At 69.8% G+C, this 17,832-nt stretch carries 14 protein-coding genes and 1 pseudogene; 7 read left to right on the top strand and 8 right to left on the bottom strand.

What is annotated here, in order from left to right; translation table 11 throughout:
- Positions 1-44: 44 nt before the first annotated feature.
- Both ACYVD1_RS06435 and ACYVD1_RS06430 read right to left on the bottom strand, forming a co-directional pair.
- Positions 45-812: an ABC transporter permease gene (locus tag ACYVD1_RS06435; protein WP_460746921.1), complete on the bottom strand. Its 768-nt coding sequence runs from the start codon at positions 810-812 to the stop codon at positions 45-47.
- On the bottom strand, positions 809-1,735 hold the full coding sequence (locus tag ACYVD1_RS06430; RefSeq protein WP_460746920.1) for an ATP-binding cassette domain-containing protein: 927 nt from the start codon (positions 1,733-1,735) through the stop codon (positions 809-811). Before ACYVD1_RS06430 ends, ACYVD1_RS06435 begins: the two co-directional genes overlap by 4 nt.
- 85 nt (positions 1,736-1,820) lie before the next feature.
- Here ACYVD1_RS06430 and ACYVD1_RS06425 point away from each other — a divergent pair, with 85 nt between their 5' ends.
- A complete protein-coding gene (locus ACYVD1_RS06425) occupies positions 1,821-2,585 on the top strand; it encodes a TetR/AcrR family transcriptional regulator (protein ID WP_460769085.1) in 765 nt (254 codons plus the stop codon).
- Between the two features lie 42 nt (positions 2,586-2,627).
- Here ACYVD1_RS06425 and ACYVD1_RS06420 read toward each other — a convergent pair whose 3' ends face one another.
- The 4 genes from ACYVD1_RS06420 to ACYVD1_RS06405 form a co-directional block, all read right to left on the bottom strand.
- The gene (locus ACYVD1_RS06420) at positions 2,628-3,635 is read right to left on the bottom strand and encodes a zinc-binding dehydrogenase (protein WP_460769167.1); all 1,008 of its coding nucleotides are present in this window, start codon (positions 3,633-3,635) and stop codon (positions 2,628-2,630) included.
- Positions 3,636-3,798: 163 nt separating this feature from the next.
- Complete coding sequence (locus ACYVD1_RS06415; protein WP_460769083.1) at positions 3,799-4,692, bottom strand: SDR family oxidoreductase; 894 nt, start codon at positions 4,690-4,692, stop codon at positions 3,799-3,801.
- A gap of 68 nt (positions 4,693-4,760) precedes the next feature.
- Positions 4,761-6,047 (bottom strand): DUF418 domain-containing protein, encoded by a 1,287-nt coding sequence (locus ACYVD1_RS06410; protein ID WP_460769081.1) that lies wholly within the window; start codon positions 6,045-6,047, stop codon positions 4,761-4,763.
- 44 nt (positions 6,048-6,091) lie between these two features.
- On the bottom strand, positions 6,092-7,174 hold the full coding sequence (locus ACYVD1_RS06405; RefSeq protein WP_460769078.1) for a polyprenyl synthetase family protein: 1,083 nt from the start codon (positions 7,172-7,174) through the stop codon (positions 6,092-6,094).
- 321 nt (positions 7,175-7,495) lie between these two features.
- Between ACYVD1_RS06405 and metF the strand changes: the two genes are divergently transcribed.
- A complete protein-coding gene (metF, locus tag ACYVD1_RS06400; protein ID WP_460769165.1) occupies positions 7,496-8,359 on the top strand; it encodes a methylenetetrahydrofolate reductase [NAD(P)H] in 864 nt (287 codons plus the stop codon).
- On the opposite strand, the gene ACYVD1_RS06395 is transcribed toward metF, so the two are convergent.
- Both ACYVD1_RS06395 and bldD read right to left on the bottom strand, forming a co-directional pair.
- Entirely contained in the window at positions 8,277-8,885 is a 609-nt protein-coding gene (locus tag ACYVD1_RS06395; RefSeq protein WP_460769075.1) for a GNAT family N-acetyltransferase, read from the bottom strand. The genes metF and ACYVD1_RS06395 overlap by 83 nt on opposite strands.
- A 336-nt stretch (positions 8,886-9,221) precedes the next feature.
- The gene (gene bldD / locus ACYVD1_RS06390) at positions 9,222-9,716 is read right to left on the bottom strand and encodes a transcriptional regulator BldD (protein ID WP_013154123.1); all 495 of its coding nucleotides are present in this window, start codon (positions 9,714-9,716) and stop codon (positions 9,222-9,224) included.
- A 565-nt stretch (positions 9,717-10,281) separates the two neighbouring features.
- On the opposite strand from bldD, the pseudogene pyrR reads away from it, so the two are divergent.
- The 5 genes and pseudogenes from pyrR to carB form a co-directional block, all read left to right on the top strand.
- Positions 10,282-10,839 (top strand): annotated as a pseudogene (gene pyrR / locus ACYVD1_RS06385) (bifunctional pyr operon transcriptional regulator/uracil phosphoribosyltransferase PyrR); the annotation flags it as partial.
- 179 nt (positions 10,840-11,018) lie between these two features.
- On the top strand, positions 11,019-11,927 hold the full coding sequence (locus tag ACYVD1_RS06380) for an aspartate carbamoyltransferase catalytic subunit (protein ID WP_460769073.1): 909 nt from the start codon (positions 11,019-11,021) through the stop codon (positions 11,925-11,927).
- 67 nt (positions 11,928-11,994) lie between these two features.
- Complete coding sequence (locus ACYVD1_RS06375; protein ID WP_460769071.1) at positions 11,995-13,296, top strand: dihydroorotase; 1,302 nt, start codon at positions 11,995-11,997, stop codon at positions 13,294-13,296.
- Positions 13,297-13,352: 56 nt separating this feature from the next.
- A complete protein-coding gene (carA, locus tag ACYVD1_RS06370; protein ID WP_460769069.1) occupies positions 13,353-14,495 on the top strand; it encodes a glutamine-hydrolyzing carbamoyl-phosphate synthase small subunit in 1,143 nt (380 codons plus the stop codon).
- Between the two features lie 15 nt (positions 14,496-14,510).
- Positions 14,511-17,819 carry a carbamoyl-phosphate synthase large subunit gene (carB, locus tag ACYVD1_RS06365; RefSeq protein WP_460746906.1) on the top strand — a complete coding sequence of 1,103 codons (3,309 nt, stop codon included), beginning with the start codon at positions 14,511-14,513 and terminating at the stop codon, positions 17,817-17,819.
- The last annotated feature ends 13 nt before the right edge of the window (positions 17,820-17,832 follow it).

Below are 17,832 nucleotides of genomic sequence, written 5' to 3'. Positions count from 1 at the left end.
CGTGTCCTTCTGCCCCGCGCCTTTGGCGGTCCGGGCCTCTCCGCTCAGCGCCGCCCAGCGCGCTGGAACAGCCACTGGGTCAGGACGAGCGCGGCCACGGTGAGCCCGGACATCCACAGGACCAAGGCGGTGACCTGGTCGCCGACGGGCGCCCCGGAGGTGAGTTCGCGGAGGGTCTCGATGGCCAGGGAGACCGGTTGGTGCTCGGCGAAGCCTTGGAGGAAGGACGGCAGCCCCTCGATGGGGACGAAGGCCGACGACAGGTAGGGCACGAACAGCGCGACGAAGGCGAACGTCGCCGCGGTGTCGGCCGACCGGGCGGCCAGCCCCCAGGCAGCCGCGACCAGGGTGAGTAGGACGATGTAGGCGCTCACCAGCGCCAGCACCCACAGCCACCCGGTGGGGGAGGCCTCCGGTCGGAAGCCCAGCGCGACCGCCGCGATCAGGACGAGCAGCGTCGACACCAGGTTGCGCAGGGTTCCGGCCACCACGTGTCCCGTCACCACCGCCGAGGCGCGGATGGGCATCGTCCGCAGCCTTCGGATCACGCCCTTTGAGAGGTCGGAGTGCACCGCCGTCGCGGTCATCGAGGCCCCGAAGCCGGCGCACAGGAGCATCACCCCGGGCGCCACGTAGTCCACGTAGGACGCGTCGCTGGTCAGGCCTTCCACGGCGGAGCCGAAGACGGTCACGAAAAGGAGCATGACGGCGACCGGGGCGACCACGGCGGTCACCATGCTGTCGACGTCCCGCAGGGAATGGGTCAGTCCGCGCTTGGTGAGGACGGCCTCGGCGCGCAGGGGAGCGGTCATGACGGTTGGTCCTTCGCTGTGGGGCGGTCGGTGAGTGCGAGGAACACGTCGTCCAAGGTCGGGGTGTGGACCGTGACCCGGGAGACGGGGACACCCGCGCGGTGGTGGAAGTTCAGGGCGGAGCGCAGGTGCTCGGCGGAGCCGTCGCCCCGCATCCACTCGATACTCCCGTCGGCGAGCGTGAGCTCGACCAGTTCCTGGCCCACGCGGCGCTTGAGCTCGGCCGCCGTGCCTTGGGCGACGATCCCGCCGCCGTCCAGGACTGCGATCCGGTCGGCCAGCACGTCCGCCTCCTCCAAGTACTGCGTGGTGAGGAAGACCGTGGTGCCGTGCTCGGTAAGGCCGGTGATCGTGTGCCACAACGCCTGGCGGCTGCGGGTGTCCATGCCGGTGGTCGGCTCGTCCAGGAACACCACCGGTGGTGAGCCCACCAGGCTCGCGGCCAGGTCCAGCCGCCGACGCATCCCGCCCGAGTACCCGCCGCAACGGCGGTCGGCCGCGTCGGTGAGATCGAAGTGGTCGAGTAGCTCACGGGCGCGCCTGTCGGCGGTGCGGCGATCGGCGCCGAGGAGGCGGGCGACCATCACCAGGTTCTCCCTGCCGGTGAGCGCCTCGTCGACGGAGGCGTACTGGCCGGTGGCGCTGATCGCGCGGCGGACCCGGCGCGCTGCGCGGACCACGTCGTGGCCCAGGACCCGCGCCGTGCCCCCGTCGGGTCGGACGAGCGTGGTCAGGATGTTGATCAGGGTGGTCTTGCCCGCGCCGTTGGGCCCTAAGAGGGCGAGGATCCCGCCCGCCGGAACTTCGAGGTCGACACCGTCCAGGACGGTGTGGTCGCCGTAGCGCTTGCGTAGTCCGGAGACGCTGACCGCCGGGGCGGTGGTCTCTTGTGGCGGGCTCTGGGTGAGTGTTCGTGTGTTCATGTTCTACAGTGTAACCCTTACCCAGTACCATTGCGCAACCCCTACGCAGTACATTTGCGTGCCGATTACGCAATAGGATGGCCGCATGGCTGAACAGGAACCGCCGGGCGATCCGGTGCGGACGATCCCCAAGGTGCTGCTCTCGGCGTGGGGGGTCGGCCCTACACCTCGGAAGGGCCCCCGGCCCAAGCTCACCATCGCCCGCATTCTGGAGACCGCCATCGCCCTCGGCGACCAGGGGGGTGCCGAGGCGATCACCATGAGTCGAACCGCCGCCGAGCTCGGCGTCGGCACCATGAGTCTGTACCGCTACGTCGAGTCCCGCTCCGACCTGCTGCTGCTTGCTGCCGATGCTGTTCTGGGGGCGCCCCCCGAACCGGTCGGCGCCACGTGGCGAGAACGCGCGCACTCCTTCGCTCTGGGGCTGCGCGACGTCTACCGGCGGCACCCTTGGGCGAGCGGGATCCCGGTGACCGTCGAGCCCCTCGCCCCCTCCTTCGTCCGCTGGGGCGAGCTGGGCCTGGGTGCGCTTGAGGAGACCGGGCTCAGCATCGCCGAGTGCGCGCGGATCACGACCCTGATCTGGACCTACACCCGGGCCGAAGGTGAACTCGCCGAGGAGCAGCGCCGCTCCTGGGAGGCTCAGGGCCTCGACCCCGCCGACGCCCACCGCGCCTTCGTCCACCGGCTCGACACCCTGGTCTCCGCCGAGGACTATCCGCGCGTGCGCGAACTCCTGGGCAGCGACCTCCTCGCCGCCGGCGTGGAGTACGACGACCCAGCGGCTGAATTCGCGCGGGCGGTCGACCTCCTCCTCGACGGGGTGGCGGCCCGCGCCGCCCTCCCCTGAACGGATCGGCCGGGCGACCCGCCCAGGGGAGGCGGAGTCGCGTCAGGGCACCAGCAGTACCTTGCCCAGGACCCGGCGCTCCTCCAGCGCGGCGTGGGCCTCGGCGGCCCGTTCCAGCGGCAGGGTCAGCCCCACGTGCGGCCGGAGCCGACCGGCCCGGGCCTCCTCGAGGACCAGCCGGGCCAGGTCGCGCCTGCTCGCCCCCTTCGCATCGTCCAGGTCCATCATGCCCAGGGCGGTGATCCCGCGGTCCCGGACCTCGGCCTCGTCGATCTCGACGAAGTCACCGTTGGTGGTCCCGTAGCTGACGAATCGTCCGCCGTCGGCCACGGCGGCCAGGGCCGACCTGCCCAGGTCCCCGCTGGCGCCGTCGACGACCACGCTCACTCCAGCGCCCCCGGTGATGGCGCTGACCCGCTCCAGCCACCCGGGGTCCGAATAGTCCACGACCTCCTCGGCGCCCAGGGAGCGGGCCAGTTCCAGCTTCTCCGGACCCCGGGCCGCGCCGATCACCCGCGCCCCCGCGAGGCGGGCCAGCTGCACGGTCAGGCTGCCCGCCCCGCCAGTGGCGGCCAGGACGAGCACCCAGGTATCGGGGGAGAAGCGGGCGGCCCGCTCCAGGAGCAGGGCGGTGGCCCCGTCGGTCAGCAGGGCAAGGGCATCGTGGTCGGCCAAGGTGTCGGGGACCCTGATGAGGGAATCGACGGGCACCACCGTTCGTTCGGCGTACGCGTCGACCGGGGCGCTGGGGGATCCACCCGGCCCGTCCACCGGTCCGGTCTCCGCGACCACTTCCACGCCCACCCAGGTCGGGTCCGTTCCCGGTCCCACCTCGACGACCCGGCCGGAGACCCCGCTCCCGGGTACGTACGGGGGTGCGATCGGGAAGTGCTCCTCACCCCACCCCGAGCGGAGCAGCGTGTCCAGGTAGATGACGTTCGCCCCGGTCACCTCCACCAGGGCCTCCCCGGGGGCCGGTTCCGGATCGGATACCTCCCGGGTGACCAGGACCTCGGGGCCGCCGAACTCGTCCACTCGTACCGCGCGCATGTCCACCACACTCCTTTGCTGGTTGATGGTGACCACTCTGTTTCCTCAACTAATGTTCAGGTCAAGGGGTGGGGCGGGAACCCAAGCTGGAGCCGGTCGGTACCGCAGACGACAGAACCGCCGTGCACGGGGCACGGCGGTGGTGTGGCAGGGAGGGCCTCGGTCAGACCGCGACGTGCGCGAGGGCGCTCGGATGGCGGCGCAGGAAGCCCTCGATGGACTGGGCCGGATGGCCGGTCAGGTCCGGGACGGTGCTCGCCACGACGTCCATCTCGTCGGCGGCGATCGCCGCGTACGACGATGCCCAGCCCTCGACCTCCCACTCCGCGGCCCCGGTGAGGCGCCGCGACTCCAGCGCCTCCTCCCAGGTCTCGGGTACGTACCTGATCGTGCGTCCGGTCAGACGGCCCAGCTTCTCCACGGTGGCCCCCACCGACAGCGCCTCGGGGCCGGTCACGTCGTAGCTCGTGTGCTCCGAAGCGGCGATCACCAGGGGGTCGGTCAGCACGGCCGCGGCGACGTCCGCGACATCGTCCCTGGACACCCACGCGACCCTGCCCTCCCCGGCCGGGCCGCGCACCACGCCCTCGTCGTCCACCCACGCGGGCATCAGGTCCAGGTACAGGCTGGGTCTGAGGAACGTGTGTGCCACACCCGTCGACCGGATGTGCGCCTCCGTGTAGAAGTGCGTGCGGGCGAACGTGAAGGTGGAGGCGGGGCCCGCCTTGAGGAACGACAGGTACACGATCCGGGACACCCCAGCCATGACCGCGCCGTCCACCGCGCTCAGGTGGGTCTCCACCCGGTCCTCGGACTCGGTCGCCGAGACCAGGAAGAGCGTGTCCACGCCCCGACAGGCACGCTCGAAGGAGGCAGTGTCCTCGTAGACGGCCATCGCGGCGCTGCTGCCGGGGTATTCCGGTGCCCGGTTGATGTCGCGCACGATGAGGCGCTGGGCCAGGCCGAGCCGTGCGATCCGTGCGGCCACACGCCCGCCCAGCGCGCCGGTCGCCCCGGTCACCCCTATGGTGTGGTTTGTCATGTGATCGTCCCCCATGGCACCCCATCCTGCGCTACGAGTGCGCGTCGGCCGCTCACCGGCACGCCCCTTTTTCCGCCTGCCGGTCAGGGGCTGGTCCGCTCTTGGTGCTCGTCGGGCAGTTCCGGAGGGGGAGGCGTGGCGGGGCCCTTGGTGGAACGCCGGTACGAAAGCCTCCGCAGCAGGGTCTCGGCCGGGCCGTGCCGCTCCGCGCGCTCCATGGCGTAGGCGGCCACCACCGTCACCAGCCACACCCCGGTCGCGAACAGGAACATCGTCCACGAGGAAAGGTAGGCGGCCAGCCCCAGCCCCCACGCGGCCAGCAGGGGCGCGCACAGCACCGACTGCGCCAGGTAGGCGCTCATCGAGCGCCGCCCCGTGGAGCTCAGTGCCGTGACGACGGCCCCGGAGCGCCCCCGTTCCTGGACCCGCTGCGCCACCAGGGCGATCAGTGCGATGTAGCCGAGCCCGCAGATCAGGCCGGTGACCATGTGCGGCATGGCCAGCATGTCCCCCTGCATGGGTGCGAGGTCCCAGACACCGACCTGGGCCAGAGCCAGGGGGAGCCCACCGAGCCAGCCGACCGGGATACCCACGGCCGCGACCCGGCGCAGCAGCTTACGGTTCCGCCCGGGCTCCTCCAGGATCCTGCGGCGCGCGGCCCAGAAGCCGAGCAGGATCGCGGCGGGGATGGTGAGGGTCAGCAGTCCTTGCCCGACGGCGGCCAGGGGCCAGATCGCCACGCGGTCCGCCGCCGCGGAGAGGTATGAGGGGTCGGCGATGTTGGCGGCCAGGAAGTCCGCGCTGAAGGGCCCCTGTTCTTCGACGTCGGTCCCGCCGACGAAGGGCATGGCCAGAAGGCTGAGCGCGGCGAACGTGGCCATCACACCGACCAGCACCGTGCTCCAGATCAGGAGTGTGACCTCCCTGCGCCGGAAGAACAGCCAGCCCAGGATCAGCCCGGCCAGCCCGTAGGCACCGATGACGTCGCCCACCCACAGCAGGAGTGCGTGGAAGAAGCCGAAGACCAGCAGCCAGAGGTTGCGTCTGCGCAGCAGTCCGTCGACGTCCCTGGCGCTGACCCCCGCGGCCTGCTGGCGCGCGGCCAGTTGGACCATGCCGTAGCCGAACAGGAAGGCGAACATCGGGTAGCTGCGCATATCCACGGCCATGACCGTGAAGAACTGTGCGGCACCGTCCAGCGCGCCCTCCGGTTCCGGATGCATCGTGGAGCCGTCGCTGGGGGCGGCCCAGAGGTACCAGACCGAGTTGGCCAGCACGATGAACAGGAGCATGAAGCCCCGTGCGAGGTCGGGTGCCAGGGCCCTCTCGCTCGTGCTGGTCGGTCCGCGTAGGGCGGTCTGCCTGGACATGGGAGGGCCCCCGTGGTCGAGAATCCTTCGTGTTCGGTACGGAGTCAGTGTGAACGACGGGTCGCGGCCACCACCAGATCGCCCAACGGGTCTCGGGTCTGCGTTTCCAGTTCCGGGCTGTCCAACGCCGCGAGGGCCTGGTCCGCGTACTCGGTGATCATCGACTCGCAGGCGGCCAACGCACCGGAGGACTCGATCAGGCCGCACATCCACTCCACCGAATCCACGGAGAGGTCGGCGTCCCCCAGGAGCTCCTGGAAGCGCTGCGCGTCGGCGGTGCCGGCCCGGGCGAGGGTCTCGGCCACGACGAGGGTGCGCTTTCCCTCACGCAGGTCGTCACCGGCGGGCTTGCCCGTGGTGGACGGGTCGCCGAACACCCCGAGCACGTCGTCGCGCAGCTGGAAGGCGATGCCCAGCGGGATGCCGTAGTCGGTGTAGACACCGACCAGCTGTCTGTGTCGCCCGGCAAGGGCGGCGCCCACGTGCAGAGGGCGCTCGACCGTGTACTTGGCGGCCTTGTAGCGCATCACACGCAGCGCGGCCTCGCGGGTTGCCGTGCCACGGACCTGTTCGAGGGTGTCCAGGTACTGGCCGGCCATGACCTCGGTGCGCATCGCGTCGAAGGGCGGTCGGCCGCACTGGAGCGTCTCCGGGGAGAACCCGCTGTTCTGGTACATCTCGTCGGACCAGGCCAGGCAGAGGTCGCCGATGAGGATCGCAGCACCTTGTCCGAAGCCCGCGCTGTCGCCGTTCCAGCCCTGGTCGGCGTGCATTTTGGCCATGCGCTTGTGCGTCGCGGGCAGCCCGCGACGGGTGTCGCTGTTGTCTATGACGTCGTCGTGGACGAGCGCGCACGCTTGGAGGAATTCCAGGGAGGCGGCGGCCCGGACCATCCGCTCGTCGCCGTCGGTACCGCCCGCTCCACGCCAGCCCCAGTACGCGAAGGTGGGGCGCAGGCGCTTGCCCCCGGAGACCATCACCTCCAGGGAGTCCATGGCCGGGGCGAGTTCCTCCCCGATCTCCAGCAGCTGCTCCCGGCGCGCGGCGCAGAAGGAGGAGATTTCGCGATCCACGTCGGTTCTGATGACTGACGTGACGGATGAAGGGGAAGATGAGGAAGCGGACATACCCTGCACATTATCGGCTGCCTTGAGGATGCGGGGTACCACTCCGCGCCCGGGCCTGTCACCCCGCGGGTGGAGAACGTGAGACGGAAGTGTTTCTCCATTTGAGACGGTCTTTGGGCAAGCCTGCTGTTCTGTCTCGCTTCTTGGAAAATAGGACAACTTGGTCACTCTTTGTCTCATAAAGTGGGACAGGCTGTCCGGTTGTGGGGGTACTGGCCTAAGGTTGTGCCTATGTTGGCTGCACCTACGCGCCCTGCGGCGCCCCGAAACCCGGCCTCCAAGCCTCGTCATATCCGCGAGATTCTCGACTCGGGCGAACCGGTGTTCTCCTTCGAGTTCTTCCCACCCCGCAGTGCAAAATCGCAGGAACGCCTCTGGCGGTCGATCCGGGAGATCGAGGCCCTCGGCCCGTCCTTCGTCTCCGTGACCTACGGGGCGGGAGGCGGTACCCGTGACCTGACGGTCGAGACCACCGAGCGCATCGCGACCGACACCACACTCATGCCGGTCGCGCACATCACACTGGTGGACCACTCCGTGGCCGAGCTCCGCCACCTCATCGGGCGGCTGTCCGCCGCCGGGGTGTCCAACATGCTGGCCGTGCGGGGAGACCCGCCCGGCGACCCCGACGGGGAATGGGTCACCCACCCCGAAGGCCTCACCTACGCCGATGAGCTGGTGCGGCTGATCAAGGAGAGCGGTGACTTCTCCGTTGGCGTGGCCGCCTTCCCCTACAAGCACCCGCGCTCGGCTGACGTGGAGACCGACACCGACCACTTCGTGCGCAAGTGCGAGGCGGGCGCCGACTACGCCATCACCCAGATGTTCTTCGACCCCGAGGAGTACCTGCGCCTGCGCGACAGGGTGGCCGCCCGCGGCTGCGAGGTGCCCATCATCCCCGAGGTCTTCCCGGTGGTGAAGCTGTCCTCGATCCGTCGCTCGGAGAAGCTCTCCGGCGCCCCGTTCCCCCGCGCGCTGGCCGAGCGCTTCGAACGCTTCGGCGACGACCAGGAGGCCATCCGCGCCTTCGGTATCGAACACGCCCAGAACATGTGTGAGCGGCTGCTCTCCGAGGGCGCCCCGGGCATCCACTTCATCACCTTCAACCAGTCCACGGCCACCAGGGAGATCTACCAGGAGGTCGCCCCCCACCGGATTCAGGAAGCGGAAGCCTCGCACCCATGATCGAGAAGGGTTGGTCGGGGGTGCCGGGGAACGCGAAGGACTCCAGCACCTCCACGAACCCGCACGAACGGTAGAGGTGGCGCGCCGCGGAGGGCCCTGTGCGTGTGGACAGCACCGCGGTGCGCTCCGGCCGCCCCGAGCACAGGGCGTACAGCAGGGCGCGCCCGATCCCCTTGTTCTGCGCGTCCGGGTGGACGTGCACTTCGGCGATCTCCAGCGGGTCGGAGAGGAAGCGGCGGACGTGCCGTGAGCGCCCGTGGGACCGCAGTCCCTCGGTGACGACGTCGTGCCACCACTGCCCCTCGGACCCGTGGAAGGCGTAGGCGAAGCCGACGGGCTGTTCGTCGCGTACCGCCACCACCGACCTGAACCCCGGGTACCGGGCGTGGCTGCCCATGATGGCGGCCCGCCCGGGCAGTTGTGCGGGCGGCGGGCGCATGGCCGCCTCGTAGACCTGGAGAAGGGCGGGGACGGCGTGCGTGAACGCTGGGGGAGTGAGTTCGCGCAACTCGGTGTCGGCTGCCACGTTCCCAGGGTAGAGCGTGGCAGCCGGTTCACGAGGGTCTTCGAGGTGGTGGCGGGTGACGCCGCCGCGCTGCTTCTTGACGCCCTCCGTTCAGGGGGTGTTAACTGGTTCGAGTCGAACACAAGTTCGACAGGCTCGCCGGTGGATCCGGCGGGGCGCGGTGCGGCCGGGCCGGGGAGGGGAAGCCCCCGCCCGGCCGCGCTGTTTTCCGGGCCCTCGCACATCTTCCGGGCTCCGTGGCTGCGGGCCCTCGGCACACGAAAGCCGGGCGCCCCCGAAGGAGGGGACGCCCGGCTCTCCTGCTCTGTGCGGCGGTGACGTTGTTCCAGGAAGCTCCTAGAACGCGTCGACCGCGCGGCGGGCCTCCGGGTCGAGGACGCCCCAGTTGATGAGCTCCTCTGTCAGGTCCCCGGGGGACTTGTCGTAGATGACCGCGAGTGAACGCAGGTCCTCCTGGCGGATGGACAGCACTCGCCCGTTGTAGTCACCCCGCTGGCTCTGGATGGTGGCGACGTAGCGGGAGAGCGGACCCGCCTTCTCCTGAGGGAGCTGCTGCATGCGCTCCAAGTCGATGACGAGCTTGGGTGTCGGGCCCAGGGGAGTGGGCGCGGCGCCGCCGGGCAGCAGCTCCGACATCGGCACACCGTAGAAGTCGGCCAGCTCGGCCAGCTTCTGGACGGTGACGGCGCGGTCGCCACGCTCATAGGAGCCCACCACGACGGCCTTCCAGCGTCCGTGGGACTTCTCCTCCACCCCGTGCAGGGAAAGGCCCTGTTGGGTGCGGATGGCACGCAGTCGCGCACCGAGGGACTTGGCGTATTCGGATGGCATCTTCTTGTCGCTCCCGGCCGTGACGGTGGCTGGCGTGAGTGGGGGAGACGTCCGCTCGTACTCGGCGGGCCGCCTGGGCGGTCCAGCGGATGGTCACGGGGTGCAACCCCACCCGGTAGTGGTTACAGACAGTGACGGTAGAGGGGGGCTGGTGTCCAGGTCAAGCCGTTGGTGTGAAACGCGACTAATCAGTGGCCAAACCGTGCGTAGGTGAGACGCCTCTCATTTGCGTACCAGTGGGTACGAGTAGGACGTTCTCGCGGGTCGGAAAGCCCGCCCCTGCAGGGAATTCCGTGTTTCCCCCGAATGAGGGGCGAATCCGTAGTGTCATGACACGGATACGCTTAGCAGGGCAATCAGTGCCTTGGGATGTGATGAGCATCACATTTTCAATCTCGGGGTTTGGGGTGCGCTCAGAGGCCTCGTCGTCCGCGCTGGTAGCGTGGATCCGATCGACATCCTTTAACGACCTGTTCTGTGAGGCAGGGAAGGGGTCACTACTTTGCGTGCGCAAAAATCAACAAAAAGTGATACGGGTTCCGGTGCTTCCCCAGTGCCACCCGAGGTGCCCGACGGCACCAGGGCGGTCCTCGACGGCAACGAGATCAACCGGGCACTGACCCGCATCGCCCACGAGGTCCTCGAGCGCACCAAGGGCGGCGAACACGTCACCCTCCTCGGGATCCCCTCTCGCGGCGTACCGCTCGCGGAGCGCCTGGCCCAGCGCATCGGTCGAGTCGAGGACCTCAGGGTCCCCGTCGGATCCCTCGACATCACGATGTACCGCGACGACCTCCGGCTGGCCCCCGCCCGGGCCCTCGGCAAGACGGATATCCCCTCCGGCGGCCTCGACGACCGCGTCGTCGTCCTCGTCGACGACGTCCTCTTCTCCGGCCGCACCGTTCGCGCCGCCCTCGACGCCCTCGGCGACCTCGGGCGCCCCCGCGCGGTCCAACTCGCCGTCCTCGTCGACCGGGGCCACCGCGAACTCCCCATCCGTGCCGACTACGTGGGCAAGAACCTGCCCACCTCGCTGCGTGAGAGCGTCACCGTCCAACTCGACGAGAGCGACGGCCACGACGCGGTCCTCCTCGGCCCGGCCCGCCCGTCACCCTCCACCACCCTCAAAGGCGGCCTCCGGCCCGAGTCTCCCGCCGAGTCACCCTCCACCACCCTCAAAGGCGGCCTCCGGCCCGAGTCTCCCGCCGAGTCACCCTCCACCACCCTCAAAGGCGGCCTCCGGCCCGAGTCTCCCGCCGGCTCGGGCCCCACAGCCCCCGGCACCACAGAAGGGGACGACTGATGCGCCACCTCCTCTCCGCGGGCGATCTCAGCCATGAAGAGGCCACCCTGGTCCTGGACACCGCGGCCGAACTCGCCCAGGTCGGGGACCGCTCCGTCAAGAAGCTCCCCACCCTGCGCGGACGCACCGTGGTCAACCTCTTCTACGAGGACTCCACCCGCACCCGGACCTCTTTCGAGCTCGCCGCCAAGCGCCTGTCCGCCGACGTCATCAACTTCTCCGCCAAGGGATCCAGCGTCTCCAAGGGCGAGAGCCTCAAGGACACGGCGCTCACCCTCCAAGCCATGGGCGCGGACGGCGTCGTCATCCGGCACAGCGCTTCCGGCGCCGCCCACCGACTGGCCAACTGGGTGGACGGGTCCGTTCTCAACGCGGGTGACGGCACCCACGAGCACCCCACCCAGGCGCTGCTGGACGCCTACACCATGCGCGACCGGCTGGGCCGCCTCGAGGGCCTGCGCGTGGCCGTGGTCGGCGACATCCTGCACAGCCGGGTCGCCCGCTCCAACGTCCTGCTGCTCACCACCCTGGGAGCCCACGTCACCCTGGTCGCGCCGCCGACCCTCCTGCCTGTCTCGGTACACACCTGGCCGTGTGAGTTCTCCTACGACCTCGACGACGTGCTGCCCAAGTCCGACGCGGTCATGATGCTGCGCGTCCAGGCCGAGCGCATGCAGGACTCCTTCTTCCCCTCCGTCCGCGAGTACAGCCGCAACTACGGGCTCGACGGCGAACGGCTGGGCCGCATGCCCTCCGAGGCCATCGTCATGCACCCCGGCCCCATGGTGCGCGGCATGGAGATCTCCGCCGAGGTCGCCGACTCGCCCCGCTGCACCGTCACTGAGCAGGTCGCCAACGGTGTCAGCCTGCGTATGGCCGTGCTCTACCTGTTGCTCGGCGGGTCCTAGAGGGGCCGGGCTTCCGAAGCCCCGACCCGGCCGCCAACTTCACGAACACGAGAAAGCCGACATCTCCATGCCCGAAAACCAAGGACCACACCTGATCCGCGGCGCCCGCCCGCTCGGCGGCGACCCCGTCGACCTGCTGTTCGCCGACGGCCAGATCGCCGCGATCGGCCCCGACCTGGAGGCCCCCGAGGGAGCACAGGTCGTGGACGCCACCGGCCTGATCGCCCTGCCCGGGCTCGTGGACCTGCACACCCACCTGCGCGAGCCCGGCCGGGAGGACGCCGAGACCGTCGCCTCCGGCTCGCGCTCGGCCGCCATGGGCGGTTACACCTCCGTCCACGCCATGGCCAACACCGACCCCGTCGCCGACACCGCCGGCGTGGTCGAACAGGTCTGGCACCTGGGCCGCGAGGCCGGATACTGCGACGTGCGCCCCGTCGGCGCCGTCACCGTCGGCCTGGCCGGGAAGCAGCTCTCCGAGATCGGCGCCATGGCCGACTCCGCCGCACAGGTCCGTGTCTTCTCCGACGACGGCATCTGCGTCTCCGATGCCCTGCTCATGCGCCGCGCCCTTGAGTACGTCAAGGCCTTCGACGGCGTCGTGGCCCAGCACGCGCAGGAGCCGCGCCTCACCGAAGGCGCCCAGATGAACGAGGGCTGCGTCTCCGACCGCCTCGGCCTACCCGGCTGGCCCGCCGTCGCGGAGGAAGCGATCATCGCCCGCGACTGCCTGCTCGCCCAGCACGTCGGATCGCGCCTGCACGTGTGCCACGTCTCCACCAAGGGCTCGGTCGACATCATCCGCTGGGCCAAGGAGCGCGGCTGCGACGTCACCGCTGAGGTCACCCCCCACCACCTGCTCCTCACCGATGAGCTGGTGGAGAGCTACGACCCCATCTACAAGGTCAACCCGCCGCTGCGCACCGCCGAGGACGTCGAGGCGCTGCGCGAGGGACTGGCCGACGGCACGATCGACATCGTCGCCACCGACCACGCCCCCCACCCGGTGGAGGCCAAGGAGACCGAGTGGTCCACGGCCGCCATGGGAATGGTCGGATTGGAGACCGCGTTGGCGGTCGTGCAGCGCACCATGGTCGATACCGGCCTTCTCACCTGGACCCGGGTCGCCGACCGGATGTCCACCACGCCCGCCCGCATCGGCCGGGTGAGCGGGCACGGCAGCGAGCTGGCCGTCGGTGAGCCCGCCAACGTCGTCCTGTACGACCCCGCGTCGTCGGTCGACGTCGAGGGTGCCGCCATGGTCACCAAGAGCAGCAACACCCCCTTCCGGGACATGACCCTGCCCGGCCGGGTCCGCGCCACGTTCCTGCGCGGCACCCCGACCGTCCTGGAGGGGAAGATCAATTGAGCAGCATGAACGCAGTGCAAGCCCAGGCCAGCCCTGGTGCCACAGAGGGGGGAAACGTGTCTGAGGAGACCGGCGGTCCGGCGATTCTGGTGCTTGAGGACGGGCGTGTGTTCCACGGCCGCTCCTTCGGCGCCACCGGCGAGACCTTCGGGGAGGCGGTCTTCAACACCGGGATGACCGGTTACCAGGAGACCCTCACCGACCCCTCCTACCACCGCCAGATCGTCGCGATGACCGCGCCGCACATCGGCAACACCGGGGTCAACGACGACGACCCCGAGTCCGGCCGGATCTGGGTCGCGGGCTACGTCGTCCGCGAGCCCGCGCGCATCCCCTCCAACTGGCGCGCCCAGCGCACCCTCGACGATGAGCTGCGCCGCCAGAACGTGGTCGGGATCGCGCTCAGCGGTACCAGAGCCCTCACCCGCCACCTGCGTGACCGGGGCGCCATGCGCGCGGCCATCAGCACCGTCGAGGCCGAGCCCAAGGCGCTGCTCGCCCGCATCCTGGAGCAGCCCCGCATGGCCGGTTCCGACCTGGCCGCCGAGGTCAGCACCGACACGGCCTACGAGGTGCTCCCTCCCGATGGCGTCGAGACGCGCTTCCACGTCGCGGCGGTCGACCTCGGCATCAAGGCGATGACCCCCCAGCGGCTCGCCGAGCGCGGCTGCAAGGTCACGGTGCTGCCCGCCTCCGCCACCACGGAGGACATCCTCGCCTTGGACCCGGACGGCGTGTTCTTCAGCAACGGCCCCGGCGACCCCGCCACCGCCGACCAGCCCGTCGACGCCATGCGCGGTGTCCTGGACTCCGGCAAGCCGCTCTTCGGAATCTGCTTCGGCAACCAGATCCTGGGCCGCTCCCTGGGCCTGGGCACCTACAAGCTGCCCTTCGGCCACCGGGGCGTCAACCAGCCGGTGATCGACACCCGCTCCAAGAAGGTGGCGATCACCAGCCAGAACCACGGCTTCGCCGTCGACGCCCCGCTCGACACCCCCTTCGACACCCCCTACGGCCGGGCCGAGGTCAGCCACATCGGCCTCAACGACCAGGTCGTCGAGGGCCTGCGGCTGTTGGACCGACCCGTGTTCAGCGTCCAGTTCCACCCGGAGGCCGCCGCGGGTCCCCACGACGCCGCCGAGCTCTTCGACGAGTTCGTCGACCTGATGTCCGCCCAGCCCGAACCGGCTGCCAAGTAGTAAGAGGAACAGAGCATGCCGCGCCGTAGTGACCTTTCATCCGTCCTCGTGATCGGCTCCGGCCCGATCGTGATCGGGCAGGCGGCCGAGTTCGACTACTCGGGCACCCAGGCCTGCCGCGTTCTGCGGGCCGAGGGCCTCCGGGTCATCCTGGTCAACTCCAACCCGGCCACGATCATGACCGACCCGGAGATCGCCGACGCCACGTACGTCGAACCGATCACCCCCGAGATGATCGAGAAGATCATCGCCAAGGAGCGCCCCGACGCCCTCCTGCCCACCCTTGGCGGACAGACCGCGCTCAACGCCGCCGTCGACCTGCACGACTCGGGCGTCCTGGCCAAGTACGACGTCGAGCTCATCGGCGCCAACATCGACGCCATCCAGTCCGGCGAGGACCGCGAGACCTTCAAGGGGATCGTCGAGCGCATCGGCGGCGAATCCGCCCGCTCCCGCATCTGCCACACCCTCCAGGAGTGCCTGGACGCGGCTGAAGAGCTCAGCTACCCCGTCGTCGTGCGCCCCTCCTTCACCATGGGCGGCGCCGGCTCCGGCTTCGCCCATGACGAGGACGAGCTGCGCCGCATCGCGGGCCAGGGACTCGCGCTCTCCCCGACCACCGAGGTGCTCCTGGAGGAGTCCATCCTCGGCTGGAAGGAGTACGAGCTGGAGCTGATGCGCGACACCAACGACAACGTCGTGGTCGTGTGCTCCATCGAGAACCTCGACCCCATGGGCGTGCACACCGGTGACTCCATCACCGTCGCCCCCGCCATGACCCTCACCGACCGCGAGTACCAGAAGCTCCGCGACGTCGGTATCGCGGTCATCCGCGAGGTCGGAGTGGACACCGGCGGCTGCAACATCCAGTTCGCCGTCCACCCCACCACCGGCCGGATCATCGTCATCGAGATGAACCCCCGCGTGTCCCGCTCTTCGGCGCTGGCCTCCAAGGCCACCGGCTTCCCGATCGCCAAGATCGCCGCCAAGCTCGCCGTCGGCTACACGCTGGACGAGATCCCGAACGACATCACCAAGGAGACCCCGGCCAGCTTCGAGCCCACGCTCGACTACGTGGTCGTCAAGGTCCCACGCTTCGCCTTCGAGAAGTTCCCGGGTGCCGACGCCGGCCTGACCACCACCATGAAGTCGGTGGGTGAGGCCATGGCCATCGGCCGGTCCTTCCCCGAAGCGCTCCAGAAGGCCATGCGCTCCCTGGAGAAGGCAGGCGTCGGCCTGACCTGGGCGGGGGAGCCCGGCGACAAGGACGAGCTCCTCAGCCGTTCCGCGCAGCCCACCGAGCACCGCCTCCGCCAGGTCCAGCAGGCCCTCCGCGCCGGCGCCACCGTCGCGGAACTGCACGAGGCCACCAAGATCGACCCCTGGTTCCTGGACCAGATGCTGCGTCTCGAGGAGACGGCGCGCGTCCTTGCCGACGCCCCCAAACTCGACGCTGGCCTGCTCCGCGAAGCCAAGGGACTGGGATTCTCCGACGTCCAGATCGGCGAGATCACCGGCAAGTCCGAGGACGTCGTCCGCGAGCTCCGGCACGCCCTGGGTATCCACCCCGTCTACCTGACCGTGGATACCTGCGCCGCCGAGTTCGAGGCCCAGACGCCGTACCTGTACTCCAGCTACGACGAGGAGAGCGAGGTCCCGGCCGGGGACAAGCCCAAGATCATCATCCTTGGCTCGGGCCCCAACCGCATCGGCCAGGGCGTGGAGTTCGACTACTCCTGCGTCCACGCCTCCTTCGCCCTCTCCGACGCCGGGTTCGAGACCGTCATGGTCAACTGCAACCCCGAGACCGTCTCCACCGACTACGACACCAGCGACCGCCTCTACTTCGAGCCGCTCACCCTGGAGGACGTGCTCGAGGTCGTACGGGCCGAGCAGGCGGCCGGACCGGTCGTGGGCGTCATCGTCCAGCTGGGCGGGCAGACGCCCCTCGGCCTGGCCCGCCGCCTCAAGGCCGCCGGTGTGCCCATCATCGGCACCAGCCCCGAGGCCATCGACCTGGCCGAAGACCGGGGTGCGTTCGGCAAGGTCCTGAACGACGCGGGGCTGCCCGCGCCCAAGTACGGCATGGCCTACTCCTTCGCCGAGGCCAAGACCGCCGCTGACGAGATCGGCTACCCGGTCATGGTCCGCCCGTCCTACGTCCTGGGCGGCCGCGGCATGGAGATCGTGTACAGCGAGGCGATGCTCGCCGACTACATCGAGCGCAACGCCGAGGTCAGTCCCGAGCACCCCGTCCTCATCGACCGGTTCCTCGACGATGCCATCGAGATCGACGTCGACGCCCTCTACGACGGCAAGGACCTGTACCTGGGCGGCGTCATGGAGCACATCGAGGAGGCCGGGATCCACTCGGGCGACTCGGCGTGCACCCTGCCCTCGATCACCTTGGGCAGCGAGGACATCGAGCGCATCCGCTACTCCACCGAGGCCATCGCGCGCGGCACCGGGGTCCGGGGCCTGCTCAACGTCCAGTACGCGCTCGCCTCCGGCGTCCTGAACGTCCTCGAGGCCAACCCGCGCGCCTCCCGTACGGTGCCGTTCGTCTCCAAGGCCACCGCGGTGCCGCTGGCCAAGGCCGCTGCCCGCATCATGGCCGGCAGCACCGTCGCCGAGCTCCGCGCCGAGGGCCTGCTGCCCGCCAAGGGTGACGGCGGCGACCTGCCCGCCGACGCCCCGGTGTCGGTCAAGGAGGCCGTCCTTCCCTTCAACCGGTTCATCAACAAGGAGGGCGAGGGCGTCGACACCATCCTCGGCCCCGAGATGCGCTCCACCGGCGAGGTCATGGGTCTGGACACCGAGTTCGGCCCCGCGTACGCGAAGTCCCAGCTGGCGGTCAACGGTTCACTGCCCACCCAGGGCAAGGTGTTCGTCTCCGTCGCCAACCGCGACAAGCGCTCGATGATCTTCCCGGTCAAGCGCCTGGACGACCTCGGTTTCGAGATCCTGGCGACCGAGGGCACCGCCGTGGTGCTGCGCCGCAACGGGGTCCACGCCAGTGTCGTGCGCAAGCACAGCACGGGCACCGGGCCCCAGGGTGAGCCCACCATCGTGCAGCTCATCAACGACGGCGGCGTCGACCTGATCGTCAACACCCCGTTCGGTAGCGCGGGACAGTCCGGCCCGCGCCTGGACGGGTACGAGATCCGGACCGCGGCCATCCTGCGCGGGGTGCCGAGTGTCACCACGGTGCAGGGTCTGGCCGCCGCGGTCCAGGCGATTGAGGCCCGCGTCCGAGGCGACGTAGGGGTCCGCTCCCTCCAAGAGCACGCCGAGTCGCTCACGGCGAGCCGTGATGCCTCCTAGGCTGTAGTGGTTG

It is taken from the genome of Nocardiopsis nanhaiensis, from assembly GCF_054778635.1.
This window is presented reverse-complemented; position numbering and strand designations above follow the sequence as displayed.

Coding starts and splice junctions, on each gene's coding strand:
- ACYVD1_RS06435 (WP_460746921.1), bottom strand. CDS start 812: ATGACCGCTCCCCTGCGCGCCGAGGCCGTCCTCACCAAGCGCGGACTG.
- ACYVD1_RS06430 (WP_460746920.1), bottom strand. CDS start 1,735: ATGAACACACGAACACTCACCCAGAGCCCGCCACAAGAGACCACCGCC.
- ACYVD1_RS06425 (WP_460769085.1), top strand. CDS start 1,821: ATGGCTGAACAGGAACCGCCGGGCGATCCGGTGCGGACGATCCCCAAG.
- ACYVD1_RS06420 (WP_460769167.1), bottom strand. CDS start 3,635: ATGCGCGCGGTACGAGTGGACGAGTTCGGCGGCCCCGAGGTCCTGGTC.
- ACYVD1_RS06415 (WP_460769083.1), bottom strand. CDS start 4,692: ATGGGGGACGATCACATGACAAACCACACCATAGGGGTGACCGGGGCG.
- ACYVD1_RS06410 (WP_460769081.1), bottom strand. CDS start 6,047: ATGTCCAGGCAGACCGCCCTACGCGGACCGACCAGCACGAGCGAGAGG.
- ACYVD1_RS06405 (WP_460769078.1), bottom strand. CDS start 7,174: ATGTCCGCTTCCTCATCTTCCCCTTCATCCGTCACGTCAGTCATCAGA.
- bldD (WP_013154123.1), bottom strand. CDS start 9,716: ATGCCATCCGAATACGCCAAGTCCCTCGGTGCGCGACTGCGTGCCATC.
- ACYVD1_RS06380 (WP_460769073.1), top strand. CDS start 11,019: ATGCGCCACCTCCTCTCCGCGGGCGATCTCAGCCATGAAGAGGCCACC.
- ACYVD1_RS06375 (WP_460769071.1), top strand. CDS start 11,995: ATGCCCGAAAACCAAGGACCACACCTGATCCGCGGCGCCCGCCCGCTC.
- carB (WP_460746906.1), top strand. CDS start 14,511: ATGCCGCGCCGTAGTGACCTTTCATCCGTCCTCGTGATCGGCTCCGGC.